General features: G+C 63.4%; 15 protein-coding genes, 2 tRNA genes, 2 rRNA genes and 1 riboswitch (1 of these 20 only partly in view). Of the genes, 9 read left to right on the forward strand and 10 right to left on the reverse strand.

Features of this window, described 5'->3' with window-relative positions; genetic code table 11:
* The 4 genes from ACYCVF_RS22470 to ACYCVF_RS22485 all read right to left on the reverse strand — a co-directional run.
* Positions 1-667: ribosomal RNA gene (locus ACYCVF_RS22470) — 23S ribosomal RNA — on the reverse strand; it reaches 2,206 nt to the left of the window's first position.
* A 418-nt stretch (positions 668-1,085) separates the two neighbouring features.
* Positions 1,086-1,161, reverse strand: a tRNA-Ala gene (locus ACYCVF_RS22475).
* A 33-nt stretch (positions 1,162-1,194) separates the two neighbouring features.
* Positions 1,195-1,271, reverse strand: a tRNA-Ile gene (locus ACYCVF_RS22480).
* Between the two features lie 187 nt (positions 1,272-1,458).
* Positions 1,459-2,947, reverse strand: a 16S ribosomal RNA gene (locus ACYCVF_RS22485).
* Together the 16S and 23S rRNA genes with 2 tRNA genes alongside form the textbook arrangement of a ribosomal RNA operon.
* A 985-nt stretch (positions 2,948-3,932) precedes the next feature.
* Here ACYCVF_RS22485 and ACYCVF_RS22490 point away from each other — a divergent pair.
* From ACYCVF_RS22490 to ACYCVF_RS22500, 3 genes are all read left to right on the forward strand, one after another.
* A complete protein-coding gene (locus ACYCVF_RS22490; RefSeq protein ID WP_459600362.1) occupies positions 3,933-5,993 on the forward strand; it encodes a peptidoglycan DD-metalloendopeptidase family protein in 2,061 nt (686 codons plus the stop codon).
* A 152-nt stretch (positions 5,994-6,145) separates the two neighbouring features.
* Complete coding sequence (locus ACYCVF_RS22495; protein ID WP_459600363.1) at positions 6,146-7,765, forward strand: Vgb family protein; 1,620 nt, start codon at positions 6,146-6,148, stop codon at positions 7,763-7,765.
* Positions 7,766-7,852: 87 nt separating this feature from the next.
* Positions 7,853-8,116 (forward strand): hypothetical protein, encoded by a 264-nt coding sequence (locus ACYCVF_RS22500; protein ID WP_459600364.1) that lies wholly within the window; start codon positions 7,853-7,855, stop codon positions 8,114-8,116.
* 80 nt (positions 8,117-8,196) lie between these two features.
* Here the strand turns inward: ACYCVF_RS22500 and clpB are convergent, their stop codons facing one another.
* The gene (gene clpB / locus ACYCVF_RS22505; protein ID WP_459600366.1) at positions 8,197-10,848 is read right to left on the reverse strand and encodes an ATP-dependent chaperone ClpB; all 2,652 of its coding nucleotides are present in this window, start codon (positions 10,846-10,848) and stop codon (positions 8,197-8,199) included.
* Between the two features lie 243 nt (positions 10,849-11,091).
* Between clpB and ACYCVF_RS22510 the strand changes: the two genes are divergently transcribed.
* Positions 11,092-11,880 (forward strand): MOSC domain-containing protein, encoded by a 789-nt coding sequence (locus tag ACYCVF_RS22510; protein WP_459600368.1) that lies wholly within the window; start codon positions 11,092-11,094, stop codon positions 11,878-11,880.
* A 120-nt stretch (positions 11,881-12,000) separates the two neighbouring features.
* Here ACYCVF_RS22510 and ACYCVF_RS22515 read toward each other — a convergent pair whose 3' ends face one another.
* Positions 12,001-12,681 (reverse strand): TIGR02594 family protein, encoded by a 681-nt coding sequence (locus ACYCVF_RS22515; RefSeq protein ID WP_459600370.1) that lies wholly within the window; start codon positions 12,679-12,681, stop codon positions 12,001-12,003.
* Positions 12,682-12,895: 214 nt separating this feature from the next.
* Between ACYCVF_RS22515 and ACYCVF_RS22520 the strand changes: the two genes are divergently transcribed.
* On the forward strand, positions 12,896-13,759 hold the full coding sequence (locus ACYCVF_RS22520; protein ID WP_459600372.1) for an alpha/beta fold hydrolase: 864 nt from the start codon (positions 12,896-12,898) through the stop codon (positions 13,757-13,759).
* A 111-nt stretch (positions 13,760-13,870) separates the two neighbouring features.
* Here ACYCVF_RS22520 and metW read toward each other — a convergent pair whose 3' ends face one another.
* A complete protein-coding gene (gene metW / locus ACYCVF_RS22525; RefSeq protein WP_459600374.1) occupies positions 13,871-14,533 on the reverse strand; it encodes a methionine biosynthesis protein MetW in 663 nt (220 codons plus the stop codon).
* A gap of 1 nt (position 14,534) precedes the next feature.
* The gene (gene metX / locus ACYCVF_RS22530) at positions 14,535-15,731 is read right to left on the reverse strand and encodes a homoserine O-acetyltransferase MetX (RefSeq protein ID WP_459600873.1); all 1,197 of its coding nucleotides are present in this window, start codon (positions 15,729-15,731) and stop codon (positions 14,535-14,537) included.
* 85 nt (positions 15,732-15,816) lie between these two features.
* Positions 15,817-15,896, reverse strand: a riboswitch (SAM riboswitch).
* A gap of 220 nt (positions 15,897-16,116) precedes the next feature.
* On the opposite strand from metX, the gene ACYCVF_RS22535 reads away from it, so the two are divergent.
* Genes ACYCVF_RS22535 through ACYCVF_RS22545 form a run of 3 tightly spaced genes read left to right on the forward strand, consistent with a single transcriptional unit; the run spans position 16,117 to position 19,028 of the window.
* Entirely contained in the window at positions 16,117-16,965 is an 849-nt protein-coding gene (locus ACYCVF_RS22535) for a chorismate mutase (protein ID WP_459600376.1), read from the forward strand.
* Between the two features lie 33 nt (positions 16,966-16,998).
* On the forward strand, positions 16,999-18,096 hold the full coding sequence (hisC, locus tag ACYCVF_RS22540) for a histidinol-phosphate transaminase (RefSeq protein WP_459600378.1): 1,098 nt from the start codon (positions 16,999-17,001) through the stop codon (positions 18,094-18,096).
* The gene (locus ACYCVF_RS22545; protein ID WP_459600380.1) at positions 18,093-19,028 is read left to right on the forward strand and encodes a prephenate/arogenate dehydrogenase family protein; all 936 of its coding nucleotides are present in this window, start codon (positions 18,093-18,095) and stop codon (positions 19,026-19,028) included. Before hisC ends, ACYCVF_RS22545 begins: the two co-directional genes overlap by 4 nt.
* 120 nt (positions 19,029-19,148) lie before the next feature.
* Here ACYCVF_RS22545 and ACYCVF_RS22550 read toward each other — a convergent pair whose 3' ends face one another.
* A complete protein-coding gene (locus ACYCVF_RS22550) occupies positions 19,149-20,333 on the reverse strand; it encodes a DUF2125 domain-containing protein (RefSeq protein ID WP_459600382.1) in 1,185 nt (394 codons plus the stop codon).
* 110 nt (positions 20,334-20,443) lie between these two features.
* On the opposite strand from ACYCVF_RS22550, the gene ACYCVF_RS22555 reads away from it, so the two are divergent.
* Positions 20,444-21,055: a gamma-glutamylcyclotransferase gene (locus ACYCVF_RS22555; protein ID WP_459600384.1), complete on the forward strand. Its 612-nt coding sequence runs from the start codon at positions 20,444-20,446 to the stop codon at positions 21,053-21,055.
* Here the strand turns inward: ACYCVF_RS22555 and ACYCVF_RS22560 are convergent.
* The gene (locus ACYCVF_RS22560; RefSeq protein ID WP_459600386.1) at positions 21,052-21,825 is read right to left on the reverse strand and encodes a lysophospholipid acyltransferase family protein; all 774 of its coding nucleotides are present in this window, start codon (positions 21,823-21,825) and stop codon (positions 21,052-21,054) included. The two genes, ACYCVF_RS22555 and ACYCVF_RS22560, sit on opposite strands and share 4 nt — an antisense overlap.
* Between the last annotated feature and the right edge of the window lie 9 nt (positions 21,826-21,834).

Below are 21,834 nucleotides of genomic sequence, written 5' to 3' on the forward strand. Positions count from 1 at the left end.
ATGTCACCCAGAACGAATCTTGAGCTCCATCTGTTTGTAGGTGTCCGGTTTCAGGTCTATTTCACTCCCCTCGTCGGGGTGCTTTTCACCTTTCCCTCACGGTACTGGTTCACTATCGGTCGCTGAGGAGTACTTAGGCTTGGAGGGTGGTCCCCCCGTGTTCAGACAGGATTGCACGTGTCCCGCCTTACTCGTGGATACATCATCGCATTACTCGTACGGGGCTATCACCCTCTGAGGCCCAGCTTTCCTGACTGGTTCCGATTGTCTCTGATGTATCACTGGCCTGGTCCGCGTTCGCTCGCCACTACTAACGGAGTCTCTGTTGATGTCCTTTCCTCCAGGTACTTAGATGTTTCAGTTCCCTGGGTTCGCTTGAAACCTCCTATGTATTCAGAAGTCTCATACCTTCTCTTGATAACCGGAAATCCAAAACCTCTTCGATCGAAATCTAAAGGTCTGGCGTCTTCCATCATCTGGTCGAACTCCACACCACAGTCTTTCGACTGAGGTCTTGGAGTTCCGGCTATCGAAGGTGGGTTTCCCCATTCGGAAATCCGCGGATCAAAGCTTCTTCGCAGCTCCCCACGGCTTATCGCAGCGTAGCACGTCCTTCATCGCCTCTCAGCGCCAAGGCATCCACCGAACACCCTTAAGGCACTTGATTGCTCTCATTATCAATGTCCACACACTCGGCAGAATGTTGTCCGTACGATTGCCAAGAGACCGAAATCTCTAGGGCACGCGCCCTCGATGAACGCTACGTACGGCCGGACATTGACTAGAAAGACCAGCTTGCTTCGTAAGATCGTTCCGATAGCGAGGCGGTCAAGCTTCGCTAAAAGGATCATTTACAACTCGCATGTCTTCCAGACGCAGCCTTGTGAGCCACACTGAAAGGCGCGCGAGCGCCGAAATGATCCGGAGATAATGAAGTCTCGCGCGGATATTCTCCGCACGATCCAACTCGGATCGATCTCCTCTTTACGATGTCAGAAATCACGCAGCTCACTGTCCATCCGGACTAGCAAGTGCGAAGTGATGTTTCGCGGACGACGGTACAAGATCTCGGCGATCAAACCATCTGGTGGAGCCAGACGGGATCGAACCGACGACCTCATGCTTGCAAAGCACGCGCTCTCCCAGCTGAGCTATGGCCCCGTAACCAGAAGACGAATGCTCGCTCGATGAAAGTGGTGGGCCTGGGAAGACTTGAACTTCCGACCTCACGCTTATCAAGCGCGCGCTCTAACCAACTGAGCTACAAGCCCCTAACGCATATCCAGTCAAGGACCAGGGATCTGCAAGCCTGCAGCCCCAGCGCGTGTTCGTCCGCGAAGAAAGAGAAACGAAGACGGCGAAATCCCGCCAATGCAGCTCAACGATCTGGCGATCTGTTGGCCACTGATGTTTCTAAAACGGTTCGATAGAAGCAAGCTTCTGAAGAACCATCCTTAGAAAGGAGGTGATCCAGCCGCAGGTTCCCCTACGGCTACCTTGTTACGACTTCACCCCAGTCGCTGACCCTACCGTGGCCGGCTGCCTCCCTTGCGGGTTAGCGCACCGTCTTCAGGTAAAACCAACTCCCATGGTGTGACGGGCGGTGTGTACAAGGCCCGGGAACGTATTCACCGTGGCGTGCTGATCCACGATTACTAGCGATTCCAACTTCATGGGCTCGAGTTGCAGAGCCCAATCCGAACTGAGACGGCTTTTTGAGATTTGCGAAGGGTCGCCCCTTAGCATCCCATTGTCACCGCCATTGTAGCACGTGTGTAGCCCAGCCCGTAAGGGCCATGAGGACTTGACGTCATCCCCACCTTCCTCGCGGCTTATCACCGGCAGTCTCCTTAGAGTGCTCAACTAAATGGTAGCAACTAAGGACGGGGGTTGCGCTCGTTGCGGGACTTAACCCAACATCTCACGACACGAGCTGACGACAGCCATGCAGCACCTGTGCTCCAGGCTCCGAAGAGAAGGTCACATCTCTGCGACCGGTCCTGGACATGTCAAGGGCTGGTAAGGTTCTGCGCGTTGCGTCGAATTAAACCACATGCTCCACCGCTTGTGCGGGCCCCCGTCAATTCCTTTGAGTTTTAATCTTGCGACCGTACTCCCCAGGCGGAATGCTTAAAGCGTTAGCTGCGCCACTAGTGAGTAAACCCACTAACGGCTGGCATTCATCGTTTACGGCGTGGACTACCAGGGTATCTAATCCTGTTTGCTCCCCACGCTTTCGTGCCTCAGCGTCAGTATCGGGCCAGTGAGCCGCCTTCGCCACTGGTGTTCTTGCGAATATCTACGAATTTCACCTCTACACTCGCAGTTCCACTCACCTCTCCCGAACTCAAGATCTTCAGTATCAAAGGCAGTTCTGGAGTTGAGCTCCAGGATTTCACCCCTGACTTAAAGACCCGCCTACGCACCCTTTACGCCCAGTGATTCCGAGCAACGCTAGCCCCCTTCGTATTACCGCGGCTGCTGGCACGAAGTTAGCCGGGGCTTATTCTTGCGGTACCGTCATTATCTTCCCGCACAAAAGAGCTTTACAACCCTAGGGCCTTCATCACTCACGCGGCATGGCTGGATCAGGGTTGCCCCCATTGTCCAATATTCCCCACTGCTGCCTCCCGTAGGAGTTTGGGCCGTGTCTCAGTCCCAATGTGGCTGATCATCCTCTCAGACCAGCTACTGATCGTCGCCTTGGTGAGCCATTACCTCACCAACTAGCTAATCAGACGCGGGCCGATCTTTCGGCGATAAATCTTTCCCCGTAAGGGCTTATCCGGTATTAGCACAAGTTTCCCTGTGTTGTTCCGAACCAAAAGGTACGTTCCCACGCGTTACTCACCCGTCTGCCGCTGACGTATTGCTACGCCCGCTCGACTTGCATGTGTTAAGCCTGCCGCCAGCGTTCGCTCTGAGCCAGGATCAAACTCTCAAGTTGGACTTGAACTTTGAACCGGCTGATCACAACGTTTGACGAGGTCCCACCATTATCGACCGAAGTCGATGTGCTGCCTGCGATTCACATCGCTGGCAACGATGGTGTTTCCTTGAAAACGTGTACCGCCGAAGTCTTTCGTCCGGTCTCGATCAGAAAAGCCGAAGCTTTTCAGAAGCGAGACCCGCAAGGACTCCGCCGTCCACGTTTCTCTTTCTTCATCTTCACTTGTCAAACAGCCCAGGACCGCGGAGGTCCCAACCTTCCAGATTGGAAGGGTTCCGATACCCTTACCGACGTTGAATGACTCCAACCGACTGGTGTCGATTGTTGTGTCACTCAACAAGTTGAGGAGCATCAGTGGCGCGTTCGCTCGCCTTGGTCAGTGACCCGGCGGCGCCGCGCTCAGTGGTTGGGGTTATAGGCCGCACCTTCCGGGCTGTCAACGCCAATCGTCAACAAAACGTCGCACAGTGGATCATCCGAAAAAACAACGCGTTTACAGGCTCTTAGCTGAACGTGGATCGGACGAGCCGACCGCGTGCGAAGAAAAAACTGAAAAAAAGTTTGCCTCCTGGTGGGCTCCGGAGGGGCCCTCGGGGCGGCTTACAGCGCCCCTCGGGGGTGTTCCCGGCGCCGGCCCCTTGAGGAAGTTTTTTCCATATCTGACGCCGTACTTGAGCCACAATCCCGCGGCGTTCTGATATGAGACGAGCTTGAATCGCGGGACTGCCTGTGGGGCTGCCGGCGATTTTCATGGGGTCAGAGGAAGGCGATCTTGCGATGGCGCGACCTTCCTTCGGCGTTCGAAAGACATCGAGAGAGCTTTATCCGTTCAGTTGTTCGTAATTTCGGCCAGTCCCATCGCGGGGCTTTCTGAGCGCGGACGGCCGTACGGCTTGCCTTTTCCGGCGATGCCCCTTCAAGAGGGCGGCCAGAGACAAGGTTCGAAGCGGGCTTTCTCGGGTCGGTGATTGGGGGACTTGGGTTGAACCACAGGACGTCACGCGGCACCTACGGGCGTGAGACCGGGATCATCGATCTCGGCCACGAGCCGCCGCTATCCGTCGATGGTTCTGAAGCCGCCGTGATCGACCGCCGCCGCGTCTCCGTGCAATGGTTCAGCGGGACAATCCTCACCGGACTCTGCGGCGCAGCCCTGATCGGCGGCGCCGTTTTCGCATCTCTCGACGGCGAGATGACCTTCGCCAAGGTGCCCGAGCGGGTGGAAGGCGCGCTGCGAGGAGCGTTCGGCGCCGCCGATCGCGCCGCCACCCTGCACAAGAGCGACCGCCTGCCCCCGCCGAGCGAATCCACCGCCTCGCGCAACATCGTGCGCGTCTCCACGGTCGCCCGCGTCGGCAACCGTGACGTGATGCGGGTGCGCCCATTCGTCCGCATCGCGGGCAACCTGTCGATGTCGACGAGCGACCTGTCGGCGAAGATCCCGCCGTTCAACGCCCAGCGCCTGCTCACCGATGTCGGCTCCGATCCCAAGACCGCCTCTGACGATCCCAACAATCCCGAAGCCGTCGAGCCCGACGCGGAAGTCTCCTTCGTCACGAAGGACCTTTCCTCGGTGCTGCCGAAGGCCAAGATTTCCGCGGTGGTGGCGCTCGACGACATCCTGATGCGGGTCCGCGATGCCGCCAACTGGCGCGGCAATGGCGGGGTGCGGTACGCCTCGCTTGCCAATGCCACAGCCGACGTCTCCGGCGCGACTGGCCACTCCGACATCAAGATGGCCTACGCCACCGAAGCGCCGTCCTCCGATCCCTATGCCGGTTTCGAGACGCGCGTGGTGCCGGAAAACGTCACGCTGCTGCCCAAGACCAAGGAGCAGATCACTGGCGGCAATCCCAACGGCGAACGCGTCCACACGGTCAGGAAGGGCGACAGCGTCGCCGGCGTGCTGCGCGATCTCGGCGCGAACGCCGACGAGATCAAGGCGATCACCGCAACCCTCGGGCCGCGCGGTCGCGACGGCGGCCTCAAGGAGGGCGAGAAGCTCCGCATCCTGATGGCGCCCGCAAGCCCCGGCGGCCGGCTCCAGCCCTATCGTGTCGTCATCGCCAACGAGACCATGGTCGAGGCGATCGCGGCACTGTCCGATCTCGGCAGATACGTCGCGGTCGACGTCTCCAGCATGAACACCGTCGCCGACGCCGCGGCCAACGCCAGCAGCGACGACGATGATGACGACGGCTCCGGCGTGCGGCTCTACCAGAGCATCTACGAGACGGCGATGCGCAACAAGGTGCCGATGCCCGTCATCGAGGACATGATCAAGATCTACTCCTACGACGTCGATTTCCAGCGCAAGGTGCAGCCCGGGGATTCCTTCGACGTGTTCTACGCCGGCGAGGACGAGGGCGTGACGTCGAGTGAAAAGAACGAGGTGCTGTTCGCCTCTCTCACGGTCGCCGGCGAGACCAAGAAATACTACCGCTACCAGAGCCCCGACGACGGCGTCGTCGATTACTACGACGAGACCGGCAAGAGCGCGAAGAAGTTCCTGGTCAGAAAGCCGGTCAACAACGCCATCATGCGCTCGGGCTTCGGGGGCCGCCGCCACCCGATCCTGGGCTACGTGAAGATGCATACGGGCGTCGACTGGTCCACCGCCTACGGCACGCCGATCTTCGCCTCCGGTAATGGCGTGATCGAGAAGGCCGGCCCCGAAGGCGGCTACGGCAAGTATATTCGCATCAAGCACTCCAATGGCTATGAGACCGCCTACGGCCACATGTCGGCCTTCGCCAAGGGCATGGAGCCCGGCAAGAAGGTGCGGCAGGGCCAGGTCATCGGCTTCGTCGGCTCATCGGGCCTGTCGACCGGCCCGCACGTCCATTACGAGATCCTGGTCAACGGCCGCTTCGTCGACCCGATGCGTGTGAAGCTGCCGCGCGGTCGTTCGCTGGAAGGCCCGATGCTGGCAAGCTTCGAGAAGGAGCGCGACCGGCTCGAAGGCATGATGAGCGGCCGCGGCGGCGCCATTGCCCGTATGTCGGATGCGACCGGCGGCCCGTTGCAGGTCACCAACCGCTAAATCGGGACTCGGCCGCCTCGGCGGGCATCTCCAAACACGATCCGGAGTCGACGTCGGCGCGCGAGGCCGCCTCGCTCCGTCACAACGTCAAGTTTCGTTTGCCAAAGCGGCGTGAGGGGCGAATACTTTCCAAAAAAATGGGAGGTCTCGCCATGAAGAACAGGCTCGCCTGCGCAGCCTTGGTTGCTGCGCTGTTCTCCGCCACGAGTGCATCGGCCGAGGGCTGGGAGGTCACCCGGCTTGTGCAGGGCTCGGCGTTCCACGGCGTGCATGGGCTCGGAATCGACAAGGCCGGCCGTCTGTTTGCCGGCAGCGTGGCGGGCGTGGCGCTCTACGAGGTCGACATTGCCGGCGGTAACGCCAAGGTTGCAATCCCCGCGCCGGTCGGAATGGCCGACGACATCGCGTTCGCACCCGACGGCACCATGGCCTGGACCGGATTTCTCGCCGGCGACCTCTATGCGCGCAAGGGCGACGGCCCGATCAAGAAGCTTGCGAGCGGCCTTCCCGGCATCAACTCGCTCGCCTTCCGCAAGGACGGCAGGCTCTACGCCACCACCGTCTTTCTGGGCGACGCCCTCTATGAAATCGACGTCGAGGGCGTCAAACCGCCGCGCCAGATCATGGAGAAAATGGGTGGCCTCAACGGCTTCGAGTTCGGGCCCGACGACAAGCTGTACGGTCCGCTCTGGTTCAAGGGACAGGTCGCGAAGATCGACGTCGACAAGGCCGAGCTGACCGTCGTCGCCGACGGCTTCAAGGTCCCGGCCGCGGTGAACTTCGATTCCAAGGGCAACCTGTTCGTGATCGACACCGCGCTCGGCCAGCTCGTGCGGGTCGATCCCAAATCGGGCGCAAAGGCCATGGTCGCGCAATTGAAGCCGTCGCTGGACAATCTCGCCATCGACGGCAGGGACCGCATCTACGTCTCCAACATGGCCGACAACGGCATTCAGGAGGTCGATCCGGCGACCGGCCAGGCCAAGCAAATCATCATCGGCAAGCTCGCTTTGCCCGGCGGCATCGGCGTCACCTCGGAGAACGGCAAGGACACGATCCACGTTGCCGACGTGTTCGCCTATCGCACGATAGACGGTGCGACCGGCGCGGTCACCGAGAAGGCGCGCATGCACGCCGCCGGCGTCACGCTCGAATATCCGATGAGCGCGACGGCGATGGGCAACGACGTGGTCCTGTCGAGCTGGTTCACCGGCACCGTGCAGGTGATCGACGGCAAGACCGGCACCACGCGCGACATGCTGCACGGCTTCAAGGCGCCGCATGACGCGATCGTCCTCGCGGACGGCAGCATCCTGGTGGCCGAGCTCGGCACCAAATCGCTGGTCAAGGTGAGCGGCGAGCATGGCAAGGATCGCGTCGCGCTGATCGGCGATCTCGAGGGTCCGGTGGGACTCGCCCGCGGGGCCGGCGACGAGGTCTACGTCACCGAAGCCTTCGCGGGCGCCGTCTCCCGGATCGACAAGAACGGCGGAAAGACCGTGGTCGCCAAGGACCTGAAGATGCCTGAAGGTATCGCGCGCACCAGCGACGGCAAGTTGATCGTGGCGGAGGTCGGCGCCAAACGGCTGATCGAGATCGCGCCGGACAGCGGCAAGGTCACCGGGATCGCCGCCAATCTCCCGATCGGCCTGACGGGCGCGCCAGGCGGCCTACCGACGCATATTCCGACGGGTGTCGCAGTCGGCGCCAGCGGCGTCATCTACTTCAGCTCGGACGTCGAGAACGCGATCTACAAGGCGGTGAAGAAGTAACATCCGCAGGACGAGACCCTGACCGCGGAACCCACACCCGGGTTTCCGGTTAGACGCTCACGGAAGCCGACCAGCAGGAGGATCGCCATGAAGCGCCTCTCACGCGACGATGTCGTCAAGGCCGTGGACGGGGCTGACGACGTCACCATTGCCCAGATCATCGGGACCGGCGCGACCGTCGAGGAACTCGCCGAGGCCCAGGCCTGGCTCGCCAACGACGAGCCGATGATCAACGATTTACGGCCGCTGGCGCAGGGACGGGTGCGCGAACTGGTGGATATTCTTTCGGAGCTGGAGGAGGACGAGGAGGAGGGTCCGGCCGATCCGGGCTCCGCGTCCGCAGTCAGTTAGCCAAGGACAGCCAACAAAGAAAAACGCCCCGGAGAGGTTGGCCTCTCCGGGGCGTCCTGTTTGCTTCAAGCGCCGTACCCTCAGTTCAACTTCCGCTTCGGCATCGGCGCCTCGAACTGGGCGATCTCGGCGGTCTGCGGCGCCTTGCCGTTGAAGGTCAGCACGTTGCCTTCGGACGAGATCGCGACGGTGTCGCCGTCCCTGACGTCGCCGGCCAGGATCATCTCGGCGAGCGGATCCTGGAGATGGCGCTGGATCACCCGCTTCAGCGGGCGGGCACCGTAGGCGGGGTCCCAGCCCTTGGCAGCGAGCCAGTCGCGGCCGGCGGCATCGAGCGTCAGCACGATCTTGCGATCGGTCAGCAGCTTCTGCAGCCGCGCGAACTGGATCTCGACGATCCGGCCCATCTCGCTCCGCTGCAACCGGTGGAACAGGATGATCTCGTCGACGCGGTTGAGGAATTCGGGGCGGAAGTGGCCCCGCACCATTCCCATCACCTGCTCGCGCACGGCCGAGGTGTCCTCGCCCTCCGGCTGGTTCACCAAAAACTCCGAACCGAGATTCGAGGTCATGATGATCAGCGTGTTGCGGAAGTCGACGGTGCGGCCCTGGCCGTCGGTCAGGCGGCCGTCGTCGAGCACCTGCAACAGGACGTTGAAGACGTCGGGATGCGCCTTCTCGATCTCGTCGAACAGCACCACCTGATAAGGCCGGCGCCGCACTGCTTCGGTGAGCGCGCCGCCCTCGTCATAGCCGACATAGCCCGGAGGCGCGCCGATCAGCCGCGAGACCGAGTGCTTCTCCATGTATTCGGACATGTCGAGGCGGACCATTGCAGTCTCGTCGTTGAACAGGTACTCGGCGAGCGCCTTGGTCAGTTCGGTCTTGCCGACACCGGTCGGCCCCAGGAACATGAACGAGCCTGTCGGCCGGTTCGGGTCCTGAAGGCCTGCGCGCGAGCGGCGCACGGCGGTTGCGACCGCACGCACGGCCTCGGCCTGGCCGACGACCCGCTTGCCGAGCTGCTCCTCCATCTTCAGGAGCTTCTCCTTCTCGCCTTCCAGCATCTTGTCGACGGGCACGCCGGTCCAGCGCGAGACCACCTGCGCGATGTGGTTGGCGGTGACCGCCTCCTCCATCATCTCGCCGGAGTTCTGCGTTGTATTATCCTTGGCCTCGATATCCGCGAGCTTCTTCTCGAGTTCCGGGATCCGGCCATAGGCGAGCTCGCCGGCCTTCTGGAATTCGCCGCGCCGCTGTGCATTGGCCAGCTCGACACGCAAGCCGTCGAGCTCGGCCTTCAGCTTCTGGGCATCGGAGAGCTTGTTCTTCTCCGCGCTCCAGCGCGCCGTAAGGGCCGCAGACTTCTCCTCGAGCTCGGCGAGGTCCTTCTCCAGCGTCTGGAGCCGGGACTTGGAGCCGACATCGCTCTCCTTCTTGAGCGCTTCCTGCTCGATCTTGAGCCGGATGATCTCGCGGTCGAGCGAATCCAGCTCTTCCGGCTTGGAATCGACCTGCATCTTCAGCCGCGCCGCGGCCTCGTCCATGAGGTCGATGGCCTTGTCGGGCAGGAAGCGGTCGGTGATGTAACGGTTGGACAGCGTCGTGGCGGCCACGAGCGCGGAATCGGTGATCCGCACGCCGTGGTGCTGCTCGTACTTGTCCTTCAGCCCGCGCAAAATCGAGATAGTGTCCTCGACCGAGGGCTCGCTCACGAAGATCGGCTGGAAGCGCCGCGCCAGCGCGGCGTCCTTTTCGACGTGCTTCTGGTACTCGTCGAGCGTGGTCGCGCCGATGCAGTGCAGCTCGCCGCGGGCGAGCGCCGGCTTCAGCAGGTTGGAGGCGTCCATCGCGCCGTCGCCCTTGCCAGCTCCGATCAGCGTGTGCATCTCGTCGATGAACAGGATGAAGGTGCCTTCGCTCCCCGTCACTTCCTGGAGCACGGCCTTCAGCCGCTCCTCGAACTCACCGCGATATTTCGCGCCGGCAATGAGTGCGCCGAGATCGAGCGAGAGCAGCTTCTTGTCCTTGAGGCTCTCCGGCACGTCGCCGTTGACGATGCGCAGCGCGAGGCCCTCGGCGATGGCGGTCTTGCCGACGCCGGGCTCACCGATCAGGACGGGATTGTTCTTGGTCCGGCGCGAGAGCACTTGAATCGTACGGCGGATCTCCTCGTCGCGGCCGATGACCGGATCAAGCTTGCCGTCGCGCGCGGCCTGGGTCAGGTCGCGGGCATACTTCTTCAGCGCGTCATAGGCGTTCTCGGCGGTCGCGGAATCCGCGGTGCGGCCCTTGCGCAGCGCCTCGATCGCCGCGTTTAGGTTCTGCGGGGTGACGCCGCCCTTATTGAGGATGGTGCCGGCTTCGCTGGACTTCTCCAGAGTCAGGCCGAGCAGCAGCCGTTCGACGGTGACGAAGCTGTCGCCGGCCTTCTCGCCGGCCTTTTCGGCGGCGTCGAAGGTGCGGGCAAGCTCGGGTGCCAGGTAGATCTGGCCGGCGCCACCGCCTGAAACCTTCGGCACCTTACCGAGAGCGTCCTCGGTCGCCTTCAGAATTGCACGGGAATTGCCGCCGGCGCGGTCGATCAGACCGGCAGCGAGCCCCTCATTGTCGTCCAAGAGGACTTTCAGGAGGTGCAGGGTGGAAAACTGCTGGTGCCCCTCGCGCATCGCGAGCGACTGCGCAGACTGAATGAAGCCCCTGGAGCGTTCGGTATACTTCTCGATGTTCATCTTTTCTGTCCCTCGGCCTGCCTCTCATGGAGCCCTCAAAGGCACTCCAAATGGCATCTTCATTGGGTTTCCGCCCGCCGTGTTGACGTCCCTCAACCCGCAGGCGGTCGTTATCAGCCGGCGCTGGCGCCGGCCTGACGCAGATGTGGGAAGCGTGGCTTCGGATCGGAAGAGGCGACTTCACAATTTCGTGCGCGCATCGCCCCGCTTGGCGCGAGCAGGCCGAATCCCCTAAGTAGCGGCATGACAGCCAGCCAGACCGCTGAGATCACCGGCCTTTACCGCTACCCGATCAAGGGCCTTACGCCGGAAGCCCTGCCCCGCGTGACCTTGCGGCGGGGAGAGACCCTGCCCGCCGATCGCCGCTACGCCATCGAGAACGGACCGAGCGGCTTCGAGCCCGAAGCTCCGGCCTGGAAGCCGAAAATCCAGTTTCTGATGCTCGCGCGCAACGAGCGGCTGGCTGAGCTCGACAGCCGGTTCGACGACGCCACCAATCTGTTGACGATCCGCAGGGACGGCCAGATCGTCGCCAGCGGCGATCTGGAGACCGCCGGCGGGCGCGCCGCCATCGAAGCCTATTTCAGCGAGAACTTTCAGCCCGAGCTGAAGGGGCCGCCCAAGGTGCTGTCCGGCCGCGACCACAGCTTCTCCGACGTCGCCCGCAAGGTCGTCTCCATCATCAATCTCGGCAGCGTCCGCGCCATCGAGACCATGCTCGGCGGCGTCGCCGTGCATCCCCTGCGCTTCCGCGCCAATCTCTACCTGCAGGGCTGGCCGGCCTGGTCGGAGCTCGAGTTGGTCGGCCAGACGCTTGCGATCGGTGACGCCCGACTGAAGGTGGTCAAGCGCATCGTCCGTTGCCCGGCCACCAATGTCGACCCGGTCACCGCCAAACGCGATCTCGAGATACCGCCCACGCTCTCGCGGCATCTCGGCCACATGGATTGCGGCATCTACGCCGAAGTGGTCGAAGGTGGCGACATCGGGGTCGGCGATGCAGTCGCGGTGGAAGAGCCGAAGCTGGTGTGACGACACTTCGGCTCCACGCACTCCGTCATTGCGAGAAGCCAAGCGACGAGGCGTTCCAGACTATCCATGCGAAGGGATTCCGGATCGCTTCGCCCGCTCGCGATGACGACAGGACGAGCCTCAATTCGGCATCACATAGGCATAGATCCGGCCGCGCGACACCGGCGCTTCGCGGACGCGATTGCCGCTGTTGCCGGAGATCATGATCGGATTGCCCTGCGCATCGATGCCGGTGATGATGCCGACATGGCCGCCCCGGCGGCCACGCGACATCACCGCGATGGCGCCGACCTGCGGACCGGAGATGCGCGTGCCGTAGCGCGCAAACGAGCTCGCCATGTCGGAGCCGGTGCCCTGATGGCCGGTGTGCTGCAGCACCATGTTCATGAAACGCGCGCACCACAGGCTGCCGCGCCCGGTCGGATTGCCGCCGAGATAGCGCCGTGCCTCGGACACGAGGCCCGATCCGCCACCGAACCCGCCGCTGCTCATGGCATTGTTCGCCATTCCGTTGCTGGCCATGCCGCCGCCATTGGCGCTCGGATCATAGCTCGCCTGGGTGTTGGCGAACCCGCTCGCCTGAAGCTGCGCCGCGCTACGCTCGAAGCGCGAGCTGCGGGCATGGTGCCGATAATGACGGTAGTGATGATGTCTGGCGTGGTGCACGTAAGCGTGCCGCTCTGCGCTATGACGATGATGGGGCCGCGCTGAGGCCGGAGAAACGAACACGGCGACCGCCGCAAAGAACAACGCCAGCGCGACAACACAACGCGACAGGCGAGACGCAAACAACTCAACCATTCTTCATCCTTCGTTACACCCCTACTTTCCGATCGGCCGGTGAAGTGGCCGACATAGGTCAGGCCGTTAAGCCGCCCGATGTGGCGAGAAAAAGACAGCACGTCGGCGAATAGCTGCGATGATTTTGTGTCGGTGCTGGTCCGATGCTGCCGCATTGCAGACAACAGCGTTAACTGCGATCCTGCAAAGGCGGCATGACAGAGGGAAACGGTTAATGCCCCACGCCACGACCAAGGACAACGTCCGCATCTATTTCGAAGAAGCGGGCAGCGGCACGCCCATCATCTTCCTGCACGAATTCGCGGCCGATTACACCAATTGGGAGCCGCAGATGCGCTACTTCTCGCGCGGCCATCGCTGCATCGCCTACTCGGCACGCGGCTACACGCCTTCGGATGTACCCGAAGGTGACGTCTACACCTACACGCATTTCTACACCGATGCGCTTGCGGTGCTCGACCATCTCGGCATCGAGCGCGCGCATCTCGTCGGCCTGTCGATGGGCGCCTATTCGTCACTTCAGATCGGGCTCAACGCTCCGCAACGCGCTTTGTCGATGACGCTCGCTGGCGTCGGCTCCGGCTCGGAGATCGACAATCTCGACACTTGGCGCAAGCAGTGCCGCGCCAATGCCGAGCAGTTCGAGACATCAGGCTCTGTCGAAGTCGCAAAGCTCACGCGCGAGGCGCCGAGCCGGATTCCCTTCCTGGTGAAGGACCCGCGCGGCCACGCCGATTTCTATGCCGCGCTGGCACGGCACGACGCCAAGGGATCGGCCAATACGATGCGCGGCTTTCAGGGCGGCCGCCCCTCGATCTACACAATGACGGACGCGATCGCGAAGGTAGCAACGCCCGCGCTGATCATCTGTGGCGACGAGGACGATCCCTGCGTCGGGCCGAGCCTGTTCCTGAAGAAGCATCTGCCGGCGGCGGGCCTCGCGATGTTTCCGAAGTCGGGGCATGTGCTCAATCTCGAGGAGCCCGCGCTGTTCAACGAGACGGTGGAGAGGTTCGTCACGCTGGTGGAAGCCGGACGCTGGCCGGTGCGCGACCCGCGATCGCTGGCTGTTGGTTAGCTCGTCATTCCGGGATGGTCCCAAGGACCAGACCCGGAATCTCGAGATTCTCAGGTGCGCAATTGCGCACCTGAGTTCGATGCTTTGCAGCGCCCCGGAATGGCGGAGAGACTATTTCCCGCCGCCCCTGCTCAGCAAAAACACCGCCTGCTCGCCGAACATGTTCCACACCCACCATGGCAGGTTCAGCGGCACCGGGCGGCCATAAAGATCAAGCGCGACCGATCGCTCCATCTTGACGTTGATCTCGTCGCAGAGCTCGACGAAATCCTTGATGGTGCAGAAATGGATGTTGGCGGTGTCGTACCAGGTCGCCGGCAGATTCTCCGTGCGCGGCATGTGGCCGCCGATCAGGAGCTGGAGCCGCATCTTCCAGAAGCCGAAATTCGGGAAAGAGACGATGGCTCGGCGGCCGATGCGCAACAGGTTCTCCAGCACCACACGCGGCTGCCGCGTCGCCTGCAGCGTCTGCGACAGGATCACGTAGTCGAAGGCGTCGTCGGGATAGTTGACGAGGTCGGTATCGGCATCGCCCTGCACCACCGCGAGGCCCTTGGCAACACAGCGGTTGACGCCCTCGCGCGACAGTTCGATGCCGCGGCCGTCGATGCCGCGGGTCTCCAGCAGCTGAAGCAGATCGCCCTCGCCGCAGCCGACATCGAGCACCTTCGAGCCCGGCTTCACCATCTCGGCCACCAGCCGATGATCGGCGCGATAGTCACCGGACTGCCGGCCCGCAACGCCGTCCAGCGGCAATACTTCCTGCACGGACATCTCAGCTACCCTTCAATCCGCGCGCCTTGCCTGCCGATTGCAGGAAGGCGCGGGAAATGTCGAAGAACTCGGGCACGTCGAGCAGGAACGCGTCGTGGCCGCGATCTGTCTCGATCTCGGCAAACGACACCCGCGCGCTCGACGCATTCAGCGCGTGCACCAGCGCGCGCGATTCCGACGTCGGAAACAGCCAGTCGCTGGTGAAGGAGACCACGCAGAAGCGGGTCTGGATTCCCGCAAAGGCCTTCGCCAGCACGCCGCCATGATCGGCGGCGATGTCGAAATAGTCCATCGCGCGCGTCAGATAGAGATAGGAGTTGGCATCGAAGCGTTCCACGAAGGACGAGCCCTGGTAACGAAGATAGCTTTCGACCTGGAAGTCGGCATCGAACGAGAAGGTCGGCAGCTCGCGGTCCTGCATGCGGCGGCCGAACTTGCGATGCAGCGCGGCGTCCGAGAGATAGGTGATATGCGCCGCCATCCGGGCCACCGCGAGCCCGCGATGCGGATGGATGCCGCGGTCCGCATAGCCGCCATTGTGCCAGTCGGGATCGGCCATCACGGCCTGGCGGCCGAGCTCGTGGAAGGCGATGTTCTGCGCCGAGTGCCGCGTCGCGCAGGCAATCGCCAGCGCGGAGAACACGCGGGCAGGATAGGCCGCGGTCCATTGCAGCACCTGCATGCCGCCCATCGAGCCGCCGACGACGGCGAACAGCGTGTCGATGCCGAGCCGGTCGATCAGCATCGCCTGCGCGCGCACCATGTCGGGGATGGTGATGACAGGGAAATCCAGGCCCCAGACCTTGCCGGTGGCCGGATTGACCGAGGCCGGGCCGGTCGAGCCCATGCAGCCGCCGATCACGTTGGAGCAGATGATGAAGTAGTGCTTGGGATCGATGGGCCGGCCGGGGCCGACCAGCGTTTCCCACCAGCCGGGCTTGCCGGTGACGGGATGCACGTTGGCGACATGCTGGTCGCCAGTCAGCGCATGGCAGATCAGAATGGCGTTGGAGCGGTCGGCGTTGAGCTCGCCATAGGTCTGGTAGGCGATCTGGAACGGGGTGAGATCGACGCCGCAATCGAGCCGCAGCGGCTGCTCTGCGCCGAAATGCGCGACCTGCGAGCTCGGGTGATCCACCTCGTGCGACCGTTCGTCGGAGCTGATCGCAGGACTGGGCACGGACTTGACGCCAACCATCATCGACCTCGTTTGCGACTGCCGTCAGACAGCCGCTGGAATCAGGCCATGAAAAACCCGGCCTGAACGATAGGTTCGGCCGGGATCGGAAGCGTCCCCGGCCTGTTTAGCGAGTTTTTTAACGTGGCTGCAAGCCGGCCGGCTCAAATGACCACGGAACAGGCAAACGCTACCGTCTTGGGTGGTTTTCGTCAAGTCGCGGTCCGGGTCAGTCAAATTCGTCTCTGTCTCATCGGCAAAACAGACCGTCATTTCTCTTTGCTTTCGCCGCCCCGACTGCCTAATCAGGACATTGATCGCAACGGTGGCGGCCTTACGAAGTGTCTTGCCGACCCGCATTGAACGCCCCTCAACGGCCCAAGTTCTTCAACAGTCCAAGTCAGACATGACCCAACGTCCGCCCGCGCCACCATCGCTCCAGGAACTGCGCAAGGAGATCGACGCGATCGACGAGAGCATGCATCGCCTCCTGATGCAGCGCGGCGACATCATCGACCGCTTGATCCAGGTGAAGCAGACGCAAGAGGTCGGCTCGGCGTTCCGCCCGGCGCGCGAGGCCGACATGATGCGCCACCTCGTGCAGCGCCATCGCGGCATCCTGCCGCTCGATACGGTCGAGAGCATCTGGCGCGTCATCATCTCGACCTTCACCTATGTCCAGGCGCCGTTCTCCGTGCATGCCGACATCTCGGTCAGCGAGTCGGCGATGCGCGACTCCGCGCGCTTTCATTTCGGCTTCACCGTGCCCTACGTCGCACATTTCAGCGCGCAGGCCGCGGTCGAGGCGGTGGCGAAATCCAAGGGCGACCTGGCGCTGGTCTCGGCAACATCCAGCCGGACGCCGTGGTGGCTGTCGCTCGAGGCCGCTGGCGCGCCAAAGATCATCGCGCGGATGCCTTTCGTCGAACGCGCCGATCATCCTGCGGCGATGCCGGTGTTCGCGGTCTCGCGTGTCCCCGACAGTGCTCTGGTGACGGAAATCGAGACCTTCAGCGTACGGGTGTCGGGGTGGAACGCCGAGGTCGCGCGCGCCCTGTCGCCGCTCGCGGAGATCGTGGCGGTGCCCGACACCGCCTTCGACGGCGCGGCGTTGCTGATCTCGGTGACCAGCGCGACCACCATCGACAAAATCAGGGCTGCCCTGATCGAGGCGGGGGCCTCGGTGCGCTCCACGGCCCTCGTCGGGAGCCACGCAACGCGCTATACGGTGCCCCCGACCGGGGCAAAATCGTAAATCGCGAGCAGCCCCGCCTATCCGGAGTCCAAGATGTCCCGTCCCGTGCCGAATCCCGGCATTCTCGATATTGCGCCCTACACCCCCGGCAAGAGTCCGGTGCCGGAGCCGGGCCGCAAGGTGTTCAAGCTCTCGGCCAACGAGACGCCGTTCGGACCCTCGCCCAAAGCGATCGAGGCGTTCAAGCGCGTGGCGGATCATCTGGAGGACTATCCGGAAGGCACCTCGCGTGTGCTGCGCGAGGCGATCGGCCGCTCTTTCGGACTCGATCCCAACCGCATCATCTGCGGCGCCGGCTCGGACGAGATCCTCAATCTGCTCGCCCACACCTATCTCAGCCACGGCGACGAGGCGATCTCCACCACGCACGGTTTCCTGGTCTACCCGATCGCGACGATGGCTGTCGGCGCCAAGAACGTCGTCGCGGCCGAGAAGAACCTCACCTGCGACGTCGATGCCATCCTCAAGGCAGTGACGCCGAAGACGAAGCTGGTCTGGCTCGCCAACCCCAACAACCCGACCGGCACTTACATCCCGTTCGACGAGGTCAAGCGGCTGCGCGCCGGCCTGCCCTTGCACGTGTTGCTGGTGCTCGACGCCGCCTATTCCGACTACGTCTCGCGCAACGACTACGAGATGGGGATCGAGCTCGTCGCCACCACCGAGAACACGGTGGTGACGCACACCTTCTCCAAGATCCACGGCCTGGCTGCGCTGCGCATCGGCTGGATGTTCGGCCCCGAACACATCATCGACGCCGTCAACCGCATCCGCGGTCCCTTCAACGTGTCGACGCCGGCGATGTATGCCGCGGTCGCCGCGATCGAGGACACCGCACACCAGGCAATGTCGAAGCAGTTTACCGAGACCTGGCGCAACTGGCTCACCGAGGAGATCGGCAAGCTCGGACTGAAGGTGACGCCGAGCGTCGCCAATTTCGTGCTGATCCACTTCCCGGCCGACAAGGGCAAAACCGCTGACGACGCCGACGCCTTCCTGACCAGGCGAGGCCTCGTGCTGCGCGGCTTGAAGAACTACGGCCTGCCGCATGCGCTGCGCATGACGATCGGCACCGAGGAGGCCAACCGTCTCGTGGTCGAGGGCTTGCGCGACTTCATGGCCGGCAAATGAGGTCGCAGGGGCATTTCGAGCGCGTCGCGCTGATCGGCTTCGGCCTGATCGGCGGCTCGATCGCGCGCGCTGCGAAGCTCCAGGGCCTGGCGGGCGAGATCGTCACCACCGCGCGATCGGAGAAGACACGCGCGCGCGTCGCCGAGCTCGGCATCGTCGATGAGGTCGTCGCAACCAATGCGGAGGCCGTGAAGGATGCCGATCTCGTCATCCTATGCATTCCGGTCGGCGCCTGCGGACCCGTGGCTCAGGAGATCGCCGCGCATCTGAAACCGGGCGCGATCGTCTCCGACGTGGGCTCGGTCAAGGGCGCGATAGTCAGGGACATGGCCCCGCATCTGCCGAACGGCATTCATTTCGTGCCGGCGCATCCGGTCGCGGGCACGGAGCACTCGGGCCCCGATTCAGGATTTGCCGAGCTCTTCATCAACCGCTGGTGCATCCTGACGCCGCCGGAAGGCACTGACGCTGCGGCCACGGAGCATCTGCGCGCGTTCTGGGCGGCGATGGGCGCCAAGGTCGAGATCATGACGCCGGATCATCATGATCTGGTGCTCGCGATCACCAGCCATCTGCCTCACCTCATCGCGTACACCATCGTCGGTACCGCCGACGAGCTGGCGCAGGTGACGGAATCCGAGGTCATCAAGTTCTCCGCCGGCGGCTTTCGCGATTTCACCCGCATCGCCGCGTCCGACCCGACGATGTGGCGCGACGTGTTCCTCGCCAACAAGGAAGCCGTGCTGGAGATGCTCGGCACCTTCACCGAGGATCTCGCCAAGCTCACCCGCGCGATCCGGCGCGGCGACGGCGAGGCCCTGTTCGATCATTTCACCCGCACCCGCGCCATCCGCCGCGGCATCGTCGAGATCGGCCAGGACTCGGCCGCACCCGATTTCGGCCGGCCGCACGCGGCGCTAAAGAAGCCGTAGCTCCCTGTCATTCCGGGGCGCCCGAAGGGCGAACCCGGAATCCACTGGGCCACAGCGCACGCGGAGAAATGGATTCCGGGTTCGATGCTGCGCATCGCCCCGGAATGACGAGGCAGCTTTTCAATACAGCGGCGGGATCTGGCCGACCTTGACCGGGCCGAGCAGAACCGCGCCGTCGACGAATTTCAGCGGGAAGCTTCTCGCCTTCTTGCCTTCGAGCATGGTCTCGGTGCCGATCGAATTGATGCCGGCGGCCACGCCGGCATTGGCGTTCTGCTTGATGACCTTGCCGAGCCCGGGCACCGCGCGGTCGAGCGCGCCGAACAAATTGTTGAGATCCTGCGATTTCACGCCGGGCGCGACGCGGTCCAGCGTTGCCTGCGGCACGCCCTCCTCCAGCATCTTCTCGATGCCGAGCGCCGGGATCACGCGCTCGAGGCCCGTCACAGTCATCTGCAGTTCGCCGTCGAGCCGGCCATTGGCCGAGAGGCCGAGCGTTCCGGCCGCAACCGCGATCATCTCGCCCTGCTGGACCCGCGACTGCACGATCTCGATGTGACCGCCGGCAGCCTGGATTTCGCGGAAGCGCTGCGGCCAGGGCTTTGGCGTGAGGTCGGAAAGGCCGGTGATCTTGGCGCGGGTGTCCGCCTCGAACGGCTCGGCGAGCAGGGGATGAACGCCCTGAATGCTGCCCTGTGCGACGTGGAGAACGCTCTCGATCACGGGATGATCGGCTGGCGATCCATCGGCGAGGCGGCCGTGCAGTTCAACCTGCTTGGCACGCGCAAGCGGCACCTGCGCGCCGCCGTCGAGACGGTTGAGGCTGGGATCGTCGAACACGATCGAGGCACGGTCCGGCACGGCCGGCAGGCCGGCCACGCTGGCGCGGCCCTTGCTCCAGTTCACTGCGAAAGTGGTCTGCGTGACGCCGTCGGTCAGCGTCGCAGGCGCGGAGAATTCCGCGATGATGCGCTTGGGATCGTAGACCTGGGCCACGACCAGGATGTTGTCGAGCTTCGCCGTGAACGGCGTCCTGCTCGCGTTCTGCGAGATCAGGGCGACGCTGGCCCCGGAGCATTGGACCTCGAAGCGGAACGGGAAGCCGGCGATCGAGCGCTTGGCGCAGTCATAGATGCGGCCGGACTTGGCCTCCTGCGCCCGCCAGGCGTCTGCGACGATTTCGGCCTGCGATGCGGCATAGAACCAGAAGCAGCTCCAGGCTACGGCGAGGATCAGGACGAGGACGGGGACGATGAAAAGGCCCCAACGGGAGCGGCGGCCTGCGGCAACGGTCATATTGGACATGCGGCCACCCTTTGACCCCGGATTTTGGCAAATGTAAGCGGGGGCCGGCTGCGACGAAAGGCGGAGAATTCGCTTCGCTTGGGATCGCGGTTCTGGTAGCCGTTCCCGAAATGTCCGAAATCACCCTCCCCTCCGTTACCACCGCCAAGGGCGACCTCTGGGTGTTCGGCTACGGCTCGCTGATGTGGCGGCCGGGCTTCGACTTCGAGGAGCGGATCCCGGCGAGGCTGGTCGGCGAGCATCGCGCGCTCTGCGTTTATTCCTTCGTGCATCGCGGCACGCCGGAAAAGCCCGGCCTTGTGCTCGGACTCGACCGCGGCGGCGCCTGCCGCGGCATCGCCTTCCGCGTCGCCGAGAAGAACCGCGCCGACGTCGTCGCCTATTTGCGCGCGCGCGAGCAGGTCACGTCGGTCTATCGCGAGGTGATGCGTTCGGTGTGGCTGGAGAACGATGCGCGCCAGCGCGTCTCCGCACTCGCTTACGTCGTCGACCGCGGCCACGTGCAATATGCCGGCCGGCTCTCGCTCGCCGAGCAGTACCGCCATGTCATCCAGGGCCACGGCCAGTCCGGCGCCAATCGCGATTACGTGACCGCGACGGTGAAGGCGATCGAGGCCGAAGGCTTTCGCGATGCGCAGCTGCATCAGCTTGCATTGATGCTTCACGGTGATGCGCATCCCCCGCGCGCGCCGGCGCCGAACGAAGATCGTGAAAACCGCTAGCCGCTCGTTGGCACGTAGCTCGGCGCCGAGCCGATCAGTTGCTCCTGCTCCTTGCGCCCGGCTTCGACGAGACGGGCGGTCGCCTCTTCAATCGCGGCTTGCACCCGGGAGAGAAACTCGTCCTTCGGCAGGCCCGGCGGCAGCGGATCGAGGAATTCCACCACCAGCGTGCCGGGATAGCGCATGAAGGTGCGCCGCGGCCAGAACAGGCCGGAGTTGAGCGCGATCGGCAGGCATGGCACACCGCACGACGAATAGATCTGCGCAAAGCCGGTCTTGTAGTCGGGCGGCGCGCCCGGCGCGCGCCGCGTGCCTTCCGGAAAGATCACGAGCTGCTTTCCGCTGCGCACCGCCTCGCGGGCCCGCCGCGTCATGTCCAGAAGCGCCTTCACGCCGGCATTGCGGTCGATCGCGATCATTCCGGTCTTGACCAGGAACTGGCCGAACACCGGGATCTGCATGAGCTGTCGCTTGAGGATGAAGATCGGCCGGTTGAAGAAACCCGGCAGCACGAAGGTCTCCCAGAACGACTGATGCTTTGCCACGATCAGCAGCGGTCCGTTCGGGATCTTCTCGACACCGCGGAATTCCACCTTGATGTTGCAGACCACGCGCATCAGGAACAGCGTCGCGTTGGCCCACCATTGGGCCACCGTCAGCATCGCGCGCGGCGGCAGCGCGAAGGTCGGCAGCGCCACGATCGCGAGACAGACCAGCACCGCATAGAACAGCACGTTGAACACGAGCGAGCGCAGAAAAATTGTGAACATCGATGGTCC

It is taken from the genome of Bradyrhizobium cedriense, from assembly GCF_054602315.1.